At 71.6% G+C, this 12,479-nt stretch carries 10 protein-coding genes; 6 read left to right on the forward strand and 4 right to left on the reverse strand.

Annotated features, from left to right (window positions below; genetic code table 11):
- The first annotated feature begins 55 nt into the window (after positions 1 to 55).
- Positions 56 to 337 carry a hypothetical protein gene (locus ACWEEU_RS07405; protein ID WP_385747512.1) on the forward strand — a complete coding sequence of 94 codons (282 nt, stop codon included), beginning with the start codon at positions 56 to 58 and terminating at the stop codon, positions 335 to 337.
- A 559-nt stretch (positions 338 to 896) separates the two neighbouring features.
- Here the strand turns inward: ACWEEU_RS07405 and ACWEEU_RS07410 are convergent.
- Positions 897 to 1,373 (reverse strand): GreA/GreB family elongation factor, encoded by a 477-nt coding sequence (locus ACWEEU_RS07410; protein WP_385747510.1) that lies wholly within the window; start codon positions 1,371 to 1,373, stop codon positions 897 to 899.
- Between the two features lie 126 nt (positions 1,374 to 1,499).
- A complete protein-coding gene (locus tag ACWEEU_RS07415; protein ID WP_451729546.1) occupies positions 1,500 to 2,891 on the reverse strand; it encodes a glucose-6-phosphate dehydrogenase in 1,392 nt (463 codons plus the stop codon).
- Between the two features lie 189 nt (positions 2,892 to 3,080).
- Between ACWEEU_RS07415 and ACWEEU_RS07420 the strand changes: the two genes are divergently transcribed.
- A complete protein-coding gene (locus ACWEEU_RS07420; RefSeq protein ID WP_374100450.1) occupies positions 3,081 to 3,158 on the forward strand; it encodes a 50S ribosomal protein bL37 in 78 nt (25 codons plus the stop codon).
- 93 nt (positions 3,159 to 3,251) lie between these two features.
- Here the strand turns inward: ACWEEU_RS07420 and ACWEEU_RS07425 are convergent, their stop codons facing one another.
- On the reverse strand, positions 3,252 to 4,712 hold the full coding sequence (locus tag ACWEEU_RS07425) for a sugar porter family MFS transporter (protein ID WP_451729549.1): 1,461 nt from the start codon (positions 4,710 to 4,712) through the stop codon (positions 3,252 to 3,254).
- Positions 4,713 to 5,002: 290 nt separating this feature from the next.
- On the opposite strand from ACWEEU_RS07425, the gene ACWEEU_RS07430 reads away from it, so the two are divergent.
- A complete protein-coding gene (locus tag ACWEEU_RS07430; RefSeq protein ID WP_385747505.1) occupies positions 5,003 to 6,028 on the forward strand; it encodes a cation diffusion facilitator family transporter in 1,026 nt (341 codons plus the stop codon).
- 143 nt (positions 6,029 to 6,171) lie between these two features.
- Here ACWEEU_RS07430 and ACWEEU_RS07435 read toward each other — a convergent pair whose 3' ends face one another.
- Positions 6,172 to 7,458, reverse strand: coding sequence for a YhgE/Pip domain-containing protein (locus ACWEEU_RS07435; RefSeq protein WP_385747503.1), 1,287 nt, complete (start codon positions 7,456 to 7,458; stop codon positions 6,172 to 6,174).
- Positions 7,459 to 7,726: 268 nt separating this feature from the next.
- On the opposite strand from ACWEEU_RS07435, the gene ACWEEU_RS07440 reads away from it, so the two are divergent.
- The 3 genes from ACWEEU_RS07440 (at position 7,727) to ACWEEU_RS07450 (ending at position 12,393) form a co-directional block, all read left to right on the forward strand.
- Positions 7,727 to 9,097, forward strand: a complete 1,371-nt coding sequence (locus ACWEEU_RS07440) for a potassium channel family protein (protein WP_451729554.1) — start codon at positions 7,727 to 7,729, stop codon at positions 9,095 to 9,097.
- A gap of 96 nt (positions 9,098 to 9,193) precedes the next feature.
- Entirely contained in the window at positions 9,194 to 9,736 is a 543-nt protein-coding gene (locus ACWEEU_RS07445) for a DoxX family protein (protein ID WP_451729786.1), read from the forward strand.
- A 353-nt stretch (positions 9,737 to 10,089) separates the two neighbouring features.
- Positions 10,090 to 12,393, forward strand: coding sequence for an FdhF/YdeP family oxidoreductase (locus tag ACWEEU_RS07450; protein ID WP_385747536.1), 2,304 nt, complete (start codon positions 10,090 to 10,092; stop codon positions 12,391 to 12,393).
- The last annotated feature ends 86 nt before the right edge of the window (positions 12,394 to 12,479 follow it).

The raw sequence follows: 12,479 nt of genomic DNA on the forward strand, positions 1-12,479 counted from the left end.
CCGCAGGCGCGACCCGGGTGTGACCGGCGCCCGGGTTCTCATCGAGGGAGCACCCATGGCGCACCACCACAAGACGAACAAGGAAGTCGAGGGCAACCCCGACCGCGACCACGGGCGCGGGATGCCCCGCCGTCCCGACGAGGAGCGGCTCGAGGAGCGCACCCGGGAGGACGAGCGGGACGTGGGTCTGCCCGTCCGCGAGCCCGAGAGCCCGGAGCGCGTCTACGAGCAGGAGCGCAGCGAGATCGACCGCCAGGTGGACCGCGGCGAGATCGAGACCGGCGACGTCACCCGCAAGGAACGCGACCCCTTCCCGCCGTCCGACTACGACGACTGAGCCACCCCTCGCGGCCGCCGCCCCGAGCCATCTCGTCGCGGCGGCCGCGAGCGCGGGCCCGTGAGGTGACGAAGGGGTCGGGGGTCGTTCCCCACAGGAATGGCCCGTACGATCGCGCTCCATACCCGGTGCGCACGTTCTTCTGGAATGTGCGCACCTTTATCATGATGTGCGCCTGGCCGCACGGCCCGGAATTCGATCGGACCCGCTCCGCACGGCTCCGGGAAGTGCTGCGAGAACTTCCCGGAGCCGTGGGTGATTTCCGGGTCGGGAATTCCGTCGAGAATGCCGCGCAGGCGCCGCGCGATGGCAGCGACGAGTTCGGTGGGCCGGGAATCGGGACCGGTTCCGTAAACGGTCGCGCTCAGAATGTCCGAGGCCGCGAAGCGCCGGCCGCGACGGCGTACCCGAGCCGGGAGCACCGCTCCGCGATCTCGGCGGCGGTGCGGTGCTCCGCGCAGGCGGGCTCGGGGCGGGCGGCTCTCCCCGAGCGATTCGGGCATTCAGGGAGAGTCCACGTGAAGCGTGTGACGGCGGGCGGGGCGTGCCCCGGGGCCCTTCAGCCCTGGTCGCCCGGCGTGCCGAGCGAGACCACGACCGCCGTCGCCTTGCCGTCCGGCGCGTCGTACGACACCGTGTCGCCCGCGCGGTGGCCGAGCAGCGCCTGTCCCAGCGGGCTGTCGGACGTCACAAGGCTCTCGTCGCGCGCGTCGGCGATCTCGCCGATGTGCAGCGTCTGCGTCGTGTCGTCCGAGAACCGGATGGTCACGGTCGTGCCGACGCCCACCACACCCTCGGGCGGCGGACCGGCCAGGTCCGACTGCTTCAGCCGTACCTGCACGTCCTCGATGCGGCCGTCGAGGCGGCGCAACTGGTCGGCGCGCTGCAACTCGTCGGCCTGGTCGGCGCGGTCGCCCACCTCCTCGGGGTCCTTCAGCGTCGAGGCCACCAGCGCGCGTTCCTCGCGCAGGTCGGCCAGCTCCTGTTCGAGCGCGTGACGTGCGTCGGCGCTGATGGGCTCGGGGTCACCGGTCATCCCTGCTCCTGAGGTGGTACAGACGGACTGGCTGGACAGGAGAAACCTTAGGTGGGCCGTCAAGTCGCCTGCCAGTCGGCGCGGGTGACCGGTGACCGGCAGGTGTCCTCGGCCCCGTACGCCGGCTCACCCGCCCGGCACCCACGGCCGCTGCCACGGCACCCCGGCCGCCACGAGCGCGTCGGCCTGCGGCGGGCCCCAGGAGCCGGGCGGGTAGGGGTGCACCGGCGGGGGATACGTCAGCAGCGGCTGCACGATGCGCCAGCACTGTTCCACCACGTCCTGCGGCGCGAAGTAGCGGTCGTCGCCGGTCAGCGCGGCGTACAGCAGCCGCTCGTACGGCGCGAGGGGCGCGCCCAGCTCACGGGCGAAGACGTTGTCCAGCGGGACCATGCGCCACGCGGAGTTCTCGTCCAGCGCGGACAGTTGCAGCCGCATCCCGGCCTCGGGGTCGATGCGCAGCACCAGCTGGTTCCCGGCGACCCGGCACGGATCGGGCAGGAAGCTCAGCGTGGGCGGCTCACGCAGGATCAGCCGCACCTCGGTCACCCGCACCGGCAGCCGCTTGCCCGCGCGGATGAGGATCGGCACCCCGGCCCAGCGCCAGTTGTCGATGCCGAGACGGAGCGCGGCGTACGTCTCCGTCGTCGAACCCGGCGCCACCCCGGAGATCTCCTGGTAGCCGGTGTACTGGCCGAGTACGCAGTCGTGGGCGGCGGCCTCCGGCATCGCGCGCAGCACCTCGACCCGCTTGGCCCACAGGTCGGCCGCGCTGGAGCCGACCGGCGGGTCCATCGCCACCAGCGCGAGGACCAGGAGCAGATGGTTCTGCACCACGTCCCGCACCGCGCCCACGGCGTCGTAGAAGCGGCCGCGCTGCTCCACCCCGAACTCTTCGGCCAGGGTGATCTGCACGGCCGACACGCTGTCGCGGTGCCACACCTCGGCCAGCGCGGAGTTGGCGAACCGCAGATACTCCAGCTCGATGACCGGCTCCTTGCCCAGGAAGTGGTCCACGCGGAGGATCTGCCCCTCGTCCAGTACCTGGGTGAGCTGCCGGTTCAGCGCCCGGGCGGAGGCCAGGCCGTGTCCGAAGGGCTTCTCGAGCGCCACCCGCGCCTGGCCGAGCAGCCGCGCGGCGGCGAGCTGGTCCACGATCGGCGTGAACAGCGAGGGCGGGGTCTCCAGATAGAACAACGGGCTCCTGCGACCGCCCAGTCGATCCGCGAGGCGATGGTAGGGGTCGGGGCCCTGGAGATCCCCGTGGATATAGCTCAGACGGCTCGCCAGCCGGTCGAAGACGGCCTCGTTGACGGACGGTTCGGCCGCTTCCACCGCCTCGCGGGCCCGCTCCACGAGCTGGGCGTCCGTCAGCTCGCGGCCCGCCAGGCCGATCACCGGGCAGTCGAGCAGCCCGCGCCGCTCCAGCCGGTACAGCGCGGGGAACGTCATCTTCTGTGCGAGGTCCCCGGTCACCCCGAAGATCACCAGAGCATCGGCTTCCCACGTACCGGGCATGGGCTCCCGCTCCTCACCGTCGACGCGATCCTTCCTGGCCATCGTCCGTGTCCCGGACCTGGTACGCGACTCGGCCGTGCAGCGGTGGCTCGGTACGGGGACGGCATGTACGGTGTCCGGACGCGTCGCGCGGTGGCCCGTTCCGCCGTGCGGCCGGACCGAGCCGTCGACAGTCGCAGGAGGTATCCCATGTCCTCGAAGCGCCGCCGTAAGAAGAAGGCCCGCCGCGGCAACGCCGCGAACCACGGCAAGCGGCCTCAGAGCTGACACCGGCCTGAGACGCACGGGCCCGGGTTCTCTCCCCCGCAGGAGAGGAACCCGGGCCCGGCCTCGTTCTCCCGCCCGACGGCCCGGGCTCGCTCAGCCCCGCCGCGCCGGTTCCCTCACCTCGCCGCTGCCGCCGGGCGGGTGTCCGAAGCGGGCCTGGAGAGCCGCGTCGATCTCCTCGTACGAGCGGTCCCTCGTCTCCGGGACGAAGCGGGCCACGAACAGCAGGCCCAGGAAGCAGATCACCGCGAAGACCAGGAAGGTCTGGCCCTGGCCGATGGCCGCGGCCACGGGCAGGAACGCCTGGCCGACGACGAAGTTGGCGATCCAGTTGGCCGTCGTCGCCGTACTCGAACCCAGCGCGCGCACCCGGGGCGGGAAGACCTCGCCGACCAGCACCCAGAAGACCGGCCCGAGGCCACCCGCGTACGCGGCGATGTACAGGATCATGCACACCAGGGACAGCTCGGAGTTCCAGCCCGCGACGAAGCTCAGCCCGAGCAGCGCCACCAGGAGCGCCATCCCGGCCAGCGAGACCAGCAGCAGGGTGCGACGGCCCGCGCGGTCGATCAGCTTCGTGGCCAGGACCGTCATCAGCAGGTTGATCACGCCGATGAACACGGAGTAGAAGATCGAGTCCGAGGCGCTCAGACCGGTCTTCTCGATGATCGTCGGGGCGTAGTAGACGATCGTGTTGATGCCGCCGAACTGCTGGATCAGGGCCATCGTCAGGCCCACGGCCAGGGCGGGGCGCACGCCCGGCGTGAGCAGGGTGCGCCAGCCCACCGGGCGCTCCGGCTCCTCGCCCGGCTCGCGGCGCGGCCCCGGCACCTCGTTGCGCAGCCGGGCCACCACCCGGGACGCTTCCTCAGGCGGCAGCACCCGGCCCAGCACCTCGCGCGCCTGCCGCCAGCGGCCCCGGCGCACCAGCCAGGGCAGCGACTCCGGCACCACCAGCAGACAGCCCAGGGTCAGCACGGTCGCCGGGACCGCGCCGAGCGCGAACATCAGCCGCCAGTCACGGCTGCCCGCGAACGCCAGGTCCACGAGGTACGACACCAGGATGCCGGTCGTGATCATGAGCTGGTTGGCGCTGAGCACCCGGCCCCGGACACGGGTGGGGGAGATCTCCGAGAGGTACACCGGCACGGTCGCCGAGGCCGCGCCCACCGCCAGACCGAGCACCACGCGGCCGATCAGCAGGGTCCAGTAGGCGGGCGCCGTCGCCGCGACGGCCGTACCCACGAGGAAGACCGCGCCTTCGAGGGCGACCGCCTTCCGGCGCCCGAGCGCGTCGGCGAGACGGCCCGCGCACAGCGCGCCCACCATCGCGCCCGCGAGCAGGACGCTGACGATCGTGCCCTGCTCGGTGGGGGAGAGGCGGAAGTCGTCGGTGACGAACAGCAGCGCTCCGGAGACGACGCCGGTGTCGTAGCCGAACAGGAAACCGCCGACGGCGATCATCGCCGCCCACCGGTAGATCCTCCGCATCCCCTCGGGCGGCACCTCGGTGACCGGCCCACGCGTCCCCGGTTCGCGGGAGAACCCCTGCATCTGCGCGTCCCCTCGTCCTGGGCGTGTCCTGGGAGTGCGTCCCGGGTGTGGGCCGGGTGGCGGTGCGGGCAAGGTCTTCCGCGCCGGGCCGCCGCGGAAACGGGCGCGGACCTGGGCGGGTACGCCTTTCGCCCGGACGGACGGCAGCGATGGCCGGGGCGTCCAGTGCCGACGAGACTGGACGGCGAGCACCGGCCCAGGCCGTCCCGGGGCCGGCCCCGTCCGGGCCGCACCCGCGCGTGCGCCGCCACGCCGGGACGTCCCGCACCGAAGGGGATTACTGTCCGGCTATGAGCGAACAGGGTGAACCCGAGCAGGAACCCGGGACGAACGCGCCCAAGGGCCCCTACCTGGACGCGAGGGTGGGTTCGGCGGCCGGTCCGGGCGCGGGCGGATCGACGTTCACGGTGCTGGTGGCCGCCGCCGCCAACCTCGGCGTCGCCCTCGCCAAGGCCGTCGCCGGTGTCCTCAGCGGCTCCAGCGCGATGCTGGCCGAGGCCGGGCACTCGGCCGCCGACACCGTCACCGAGGGGCTGCTGTTCGTCGCCCTCAAACGCAGCCGGAAACCGGCCGACGAGGACCATCCCCTCGGCTACGGCCCCGAGCGGTACATCTGGGCACTGCTCGCCTCCGTCGCCACCTTCGTCGGCGGTGGCGTCTTCGCCCTCTACGACGGCATCCACGCCCTCACCCACGGCGAGAAGCCGGGCAACCCGCTGATCTCCTACATCGTGCTCGCGGTCGCCTTCGTCCTGGAGGGGCTCTCCCTGCGCACCGGCCTCCGGCAGGCCACCGGACGCGCCGAGCACTTCCGGGTGCCCATCCTGCGCTACCTCCAGCACACCCCCGACACGGCCGTGAAGGCCGTCGTCATGGAGGACTCCGCCGCCCTCGTCGGCCTCGTCCTCGCCGCGCTCGGTCTCCTCGGCGGCCAGCTCACCGGCTCCGGCGTGTGGGACGGCATCGCGTCCGTCCTCATCGGTGTCCTGCTGATCATCGTCGCCTGGGTCCTCGGCCGCGCCAACACCGAACTCCTCGTGGGTCGCGCCCTGCCCAAACCGATGCGGGACGCGGTACGCCGCGAACTGCTCTCCGTCGACGCCGTCCAGGAGGTCCTGGAACTCACCACCATGGTCCAGGGCCCCGGCGAGATCCTCATCGCCGCGAAGATCGACTTCCGCGACGTCTCCACCTCCAGTCAGATCGAATGGGCCTGCGAGGAGGCGGAGACCCGCCTGCGCACCTTGATCCCGGCGGTGAAGCGCGTGTACCTGGACCCGACACCACCGCGTACGCCTGCGCCTCCGGCGGCTTGACGGGCGGGGTGGAGCCCCGTCCGCCGCCTGCGGGGCACGTCGGTCTCGAACTTCGGGCGCTGGACCGGTCCGCACAGTGGCAGGGGGGCATACCGTCGCACGGCGCGGATCGGGGTCCGTCCGCCGGCGTCGGGCCCGCGCCGTCACGCCGGCCGCGGCACCATGCGGGACAGACCGTGGCGGTCGTAGTAGCGGGTGGCGGTGAAGCCGAAGACGAGGCCGACGACGAAGCCGATGGCGATCATCTGCCAGCCTCGGTCGAGGCCGGCGTCGGCGCGGGCGTCGAAGTAGAGGATCGCGCGGACGCCGGAGGCGAGTTGGCGCATGGGCTCGAAGGCGCCGAGGAAGCGGTAGAAGCCGGGGACCGCTTCCAGGGGGACCGTGGCACCCGAGGAGGGGAGGGCGAAGGCGATGAAGACGAACATCGAGACGAGCTGCCCGAGGGTGCCGAACGCGGCGTTGATCGCCTGCACGCACAGGCCGACGGTGAGCGTCGCGCAGTAGGAGAAGATCCACAGCAGGCCGGGGTGGGGGGCGTCCATGCCCAGCACGCCGACCGTCGCCAGCATGATCAGCGAGGTGGTGAGCAGGGACAGCCCCGCCGTCATGACCATCTTCAGCACCAGCGTCTGCGTACGGCTGATCGGAACCGTCGCCCTGCGCGAGTGCCAGGGGCCGATCTCGCTGTCCGCGTAGCCGAGCGCGCTGTCGACCGTGTTGTGGATGATGTTGCCCCCGATGAACCCGGACAGCACCAGCAGCAGCGCGTAGTAGAAGGCGGTCAGACCGAGCCCGCTGTGCGCCCCGATGGGATGGCCGACGGCGGTACGGACCTCCACCGGATCGGCGATCAGCACCCGCGTGGACGCGCTCTCGCCCCGCACCGCCGGGGAGGCGGAGAGCTGCTTGCCGACCGAGAGCGAGATCTGGTGCGCCGCCCGCTGGGTGATCTGGCTCGCCAGCGAGGAAGCAAGGCTGCCCACGCCGGGGTTGGTCAGCACGGTGAGCGTCGGCCGCTCGGCCGCGCGGGAGGTGGGCAGCGCGGCCACCGTGTCCGTGAAGTCGGCCGGGATCACCAGCGCGCCGTAGATCCGCCCGGTGTCGAGCCGCTCCTGCGCCTGCGCCCGGGTCAGCTTCAGCCAGCGCACCTCGCCCCCTTGCGTGGACGCGAGCACGGAACGGCTCGCCTGCGCGCCCAGATTGGCCGTCTGCCCCGGCAGCGGCTTGCCGGTGTCCTCGTCGACCACCGCCACGGGCAGCCGGTGCAGGCTCCCGGTGGGGGTGAGGATGCCGCCCATGTAGAGAAGGGAGAGGAGCAGCGACACCAGCCCGGTCATCACGGCCGGCACGATCCACAGCTTGCGCTTCCGCAGCAACCGGCTCGCCGGGAGCCGGTGGACGGAGGGGCGCGGAGGCTTCCCGGAGGCCATACAACTCCAAGGTCGTGGCGGCGGACGACGCACGGGACGGCCCGCGCGCAGACGACGATAGATCGCACACGGACGAACCGGACGACACGACACTTCTCGTCCGCGAGGGCGCAGGCGTCCCGCCGCTTCACCGCCGTCGCCGGGGACGCCCGTCTCCTTCCGGGTGACCGGACGGGTCCGACCTCGTAGGGTTCCGGTACCGCGCCCGTACGGCGTGCCCGGCGGCACCCGGCGAGCGCGCCCCGCGAGCGAAGGGACACTCGGCCCCGTGACCTCTCCACGCCTGCCTCCCCGGCCGTTCGTCGTGATCGGCAACACCAACCTCGGCCGCCGCGTCTGCGCGACCCTCCAGGAACGTGGCCGTACGGTCACCCACCTGGCCAAGCCCGGCGACCGGGAGCTGCGGGCCGCGCTCGCCGACGGCGCCGAGGGCGTCGCGATCCTGCTGCACGACGACGTGGCGGCCCTGCGCTACGCGCTCGCCGTCGCCCACCTGGTGCCCAGCGTCCCCATCGTCGCCACCGTCTTCGACCGGACCGTCTCCGACGAACTCGAACGCCTGCTGCCCCAGTGCGACGTGACCTCGCCCGCCGACCTCGCCGCCCCCGCGCTCGCCGGACCCTGCGTCGACCCGGCCAACCTCGCCCTGGAGCGCTCCGGCGAACGGCTGCGCGCCGTACGCGCCCGCGACGGCGTGCCGTGTCTGGAGGAGTGGCTGCCCTCCCGGCGCGGAGCGGCGCACCGCATGGGACGGCTCGCCGGTCAGCTCCGGCCGTACGACGCGGGCGCCCGGCTCCTGCTCATCGGGCTGTTCGGCATTCTCGCCGTCCTCGCGGGCGACTGGTCCTGGATGGTCGCGCACGGCCATCCGCCCGCCGAGGCGTTCTTCCACGCGGCCCGCGTCGTGGCCGGGGTGGGACCGGCGATGGCAGGCGAGGACGAGACCGGCTACCAGATCACCTCCGGGTTCGCGATGCTCGCCACCCTCGTCTTCAGCGCCCTGTTCACCGCCGGGATCATCGAGCGGATGCTCGGCCTGAAACTGATCGGGCTCATCGGTCCGCGCACGCTGCCCCGCTCCGGACACGTCATCGTCGTCGGCATGGGGCAGGTCGGTATGCGGCTGGCCGCCGAACTCCAGCGGCTCGGCATCCCCGTCGTCGGCGTCGAGCGCGACCCGCACGCCACGACCGCGCGCCTCGCCCGCTCTCTCGGCATCCCCGTCATGACGGGCCACGGCGGGGACCGGGCCGTCCTCGAACGGCTGCGCCTCGGCCACGCCCGCGCGCTCGCCGCCGTCGGCTCGGACGACCTGGACAACATCGCCGTCGCCATCGCCGCCCACGGCGTGGCCCCCGGCACCCGCATCGTCGTCCGCGCCGGGGAGCACGAGGCCATCGCGGAGACCCGCTCCCTGCTCCCGATGGGCACCGTCCGCGACGTCACCAGCCTCGCCGCCGCCTACGTCCTCGCCCGGCTGCTGCGCGAACCGGTCACCGGAGTGGTCGCGCACCAACACGACGTCTGCCTCCAGACGGACGAGGAGACCTTCGTCCCCTTCCCCCTGACCTCCCGCGACCACTGCCCCCACCCCAACGGCACCGCGTCCGCCCCGGAGGCCCCGGCCGCGCACCACTGAGCGGTACCGGCCCGCCTCCTCGGGCGGCGCGCGCGGCGGTGAGGCCGAACACGGAGAGAGGACCGCTGCTCCCGACGGAAGGATCTCCCCAGGGGGCTGCCGCACCGCACGGATCTCGGAGTCCTGGCCCTGCGCCTGGGCACCGGTGGCGTCCTGGCCGCGCACGGCGCGCGGAAGCTCTTCGGCCGGTTCGGCGGGGGCGGGATCGAGGGCACCGCCCAGGCGATGGAGGCCATGGGGTACAAGCCCGGCAAACCGAGCGCCATCGCCTCCGGACTCGCCGAGGGCGGCGGCGGTCTGCTGCTCGCGTTCGGTCTCGCCACTCCGACGGCCGGTGCCGCGGTGGCGGGCGGCATGTCGGGTGCCGTCGCCGTGCACCGCAAGTCCGGATTCTTCATCACCTCGGGCGGCTACGGATATCCGGCCTTTCTCGGTTTCGTCGCGGCCACCATCGGCCTGTTCGGACCGGGTCGCCATTCCCTGGACCGGGTCATCGGCTACCGCCTCGACCGGCCCGGCCTGATCGCGCTCTCCTTCCTGGCGAGCGGTGCCGCCGCGGCTGTGGTCGTGGGACGCCGGGAACGGGCGGTCTCGGGGACGCGAAGGAGGAGGCGAAGGAGAGCGCACGGGCGGCCGTGAGGGCGAGCGCGGCGGCGATGGAGTGAGCATCTGCTCGCGTGACGCCCTCAGGCGAGCCGCAGCTGCGAGCGGCAAGGGGAGAAAAGCCTCGGATGTGCGATGAAGGACTCGGTCTCCCGGTCCGGGTCCTTCGCATTTCCGCCTTTCCTGCCATTGCTCTCGACCGCCTGTCAACCAGCCGTCAAGGAAAGGAAGTTGGGATTATGTCCCGAATTCCCCGGCTATTGCGCGTCGCGTGGCGTGGGGTCTTTCACCGGCATAGTCTGATTAAAGCGCCATATAAGGGATATGGATGCCTGCCCAACGGCGGAAGGGTGAGAGCCTTGAGCACCTTGGACGAAGAACAGTCAAAGATGATGGAAGCGGAGTCGGATCTCGAACCCCGCGTGGGCCCGATCCCCAAAGGGGAACCGTACTTCCACCCCTACCATCACCCCGCCGCAGGCTGGGGCGCCGCCACGAGCGTGACCAAGTTCCTGCTGCGCGAGGGCACGCTGGTCGAGGGCCCGCGGGCAATCATGAAGATGAACCACGAGAACGGTGGTTTCGACTGTCCCGGATGCGCGTGGCCCGACGACACCAAGGGTCTGAAACTCGACATCTGCGAGAACGGCATCAAGCACGTCACGTGGGAGCTGACCCACAAACGCGCGGGCCGGGAACTCTTCGCCCGCCACACGGTGAGCGAGATGCACGAGTGGAGCGACTACAAGCTGGAGGACCAGGGCCGCCTCACCGAGCCCATGGTCTACGACGCGGCCACCGACCACTACGTGCCCATCTCCTGGCACGACGCCTTCGAACTGGTCGGGCGCCATCTGCGCAACCTGGAGAACCCGAACCAGGCGTCGTACTACACCTCGGGACGCCTCGGCAACGAGGCGACCTTCCTGTACCAGCTCATGGCGCGCGAGCTGGGCACCAACAACCTGCCCGACTGCTCCAACATGTGCCACGAAGCCAGCGGCCGCGCCCTGCAGGCATCCCTCGGCACCGGCAAGGGCACCGTCGACCTCAAGGACTGGGAGGCCACCGACGCCCTGTTCATCATCGGCGTCAACGTCGCCTCCAACGCGCCCCGGATGCTGACCTCGCTCACCGAGGCGTTCGACCGCGGTGCGCAGGTCGTCCACATCAACCCGTTCATCGAGGCGGGCGCGACCAAGGCGATCATCCCGCACGACTTCATGGACATGGCCACCTTCCATGCCACGCGGACCAGCACGCTGGACCTCCAGCCGCGGGTCGGCGGCGACATGGCGCTGCTGCGCGGCATGGCCAAGGCCGTTCTGGAGCAGGCGAAGACCGACCCCAAGGCGATCGACAAGCAGTTCATCGAGCGCCACACCGCCGGTTTCGCCGAGTACCGCGCCCTGTGCGAGGCGACTCCGTGGGAGGAGCTGGAGCGTCAGTCCGGGCTCAGCCGGGCCGACATCCTCAAGGCGGCGCGCATCTACACCGACGCCGACCGCTCCATCATCAGCTGGTGCCTCGGCGTCACCCAGCACGAGCACAGCGTCGACACGGTCCGCGAGATCGTGAACGTGCTGCTGCTGCGCGGCAACCTCGGCCGCGAGGGCGCCGGTCCGTCCCCGGTGCGCGGGCACAGCAACGTGCAGGGCAACCGCACCTGCGGCATCGACCACCGTCCGGAGCCGGAGTTCCTGGACCGGCTGGCCGAGGTCTGCAAGATCAACCCGCCGCGCGACCACGGGCTCGACACCGTCGGCACGCTCCAGGCGATGAACCGGGGCGACGTCAAGGTGTTCATCGGCATGGGCGGCAACTTCGCCCTCGCCGTGCCGGACTCGCCGTTCAGCTACGAGGCGCTGCGCAACTGCGACCTCACCGTCCAGGTCAGCACCAAGCTGAACCGCAGTCACGTCGTCCACGGCAAGGAGGCGCTGATCCTTCCGTGCCTCGCCCGCACCGACAAGGACCACCAGCGCAACGGCGTCCAGAGCACCTCCGTCGAGGACTCGATGTCCATGGTGCACCTGTCGGTCGGCATGAAGCGGCCCGCCTCCAAGCATCTGCTGTCGGAGCCCGCGATCATCGCCGGCATGGCGCGTGCGGCGCTGCCCGCGAGCCCCACGCCGTGGGAGTGGTACATCGAGGACTACGACCGTATCCGGGACACCATGTCCGAGGTCCTTGACGGGTTCGAGGACTTCAACCGCCGGGTGCGGCTGCCGCTGGGCTTCCGCATCAAGCAGCCCGCCCGCGAGCTGATCTTCCTCACGGAGTCCGGCAAGGCGGAGTTCTCCCACGCGCCGCTGCCGGACGTGGTCCCGCCGCCCGGGATGCTGATGCTCGGCACCATGCGGTCGCACGACCAGTGGAACACCACGATCTACTCGGACAACGACCGCTACCGGGGCATCAAGAACCTGCGCGAGCTCGTCTTCATGAACGAGGACGACATGCGCGAGCGCGGGATCTCGGAGTTCGACCCGGTGAACATCGTCTCCACGGCGAAGGACGGCAGCCACCGCTACCTCGACGGCTACCTCGCCATCCCGTACGACATGCCCCGGGGCTGCGCGGCCGGGTACATGCCCGAGATGAACGTCCTGATCGCCCTGTGCGACTACAGCACCCAGAGCGACCAGCCGCTCATGAAGCAGGTCAAGGTGCACATCACCCCCGCGACCTGAACACCCGTCCACGACGAGCAGGTGGCCCCCCTCCCGACGAGGGGGGCCACCTGCCGTGCGGAGCGTGCGGGCGCGGGTGCGCGCGG

The organism is Streptomyces sp. NPDC005004 (assembly GCF_053600675.1).

What these genes read in the sequence shown, in the direction of transcription:
- ACWEEU_RS07425 (WP_451729549.1), bottom strand. Translation starts at nt 4,712, where the DNA reads ATGCAGGGGTTCTCCCGCGAACCGGGGACGCGTGGGCCGGTCACCGAG.
- ACWEEU_RS07415 (WP_451729546.1), bottom strand. Translation starts at nt 2,891, where the DNA reads ATGCCCGGTACGTGGGAAGCCGATGCTCTGGTGATCTTCGGGGTGACC.
- ACWEEU_RS07405 (WP_385747512.1), top strand. Translation starts at nt 56, where the DNA reads ATGGCGCACCACCACAAGACGAACAAGGAAGTCGAGGGCAACCCCGAC.
- ACWEEU_RS07430 (WP_385747505.1), top strand. Translation starts at nt 5,003, where the DNA reads ATGAGCGAACAGGGTGAACCCGAGCAGGAACCCGGGACGAACGCGCCC.
- ACWEEU_RS07420 (WP_374100450.1), top strand. Translation starts at nt 3,081, where the DNA reads ATGTCCTCGAAGCGCCGCCGTAAGAAGAAGGCCCGCCGCGGCAACGCC.
- ACWEEU_RS07435 (WP_385747503.1), bottom strand. Translation starts at nt 7,458, where the DNA reads ATGGCCTCCGGGAAGCCTCCGCGCCCCTCCGTCCACCGGCTCCCGGCG.
- ACWEEU_RS07410 (WP_385747510.1), bottom strand. Translation starts at nt 1,373, where the DNA reads ATGACCGGTGACCCCGAGCCCATCAGCGCCGACGCACGTCACGCGCTC.
- ACWEEU_RS07450 (WP_385747536.1), top strand. Translation starts at nt 10,090, where the DNA reads ATGATGGAAGCGGAGTCGGATCTCGAACCCCGCGTGGGCCCGATCCCC.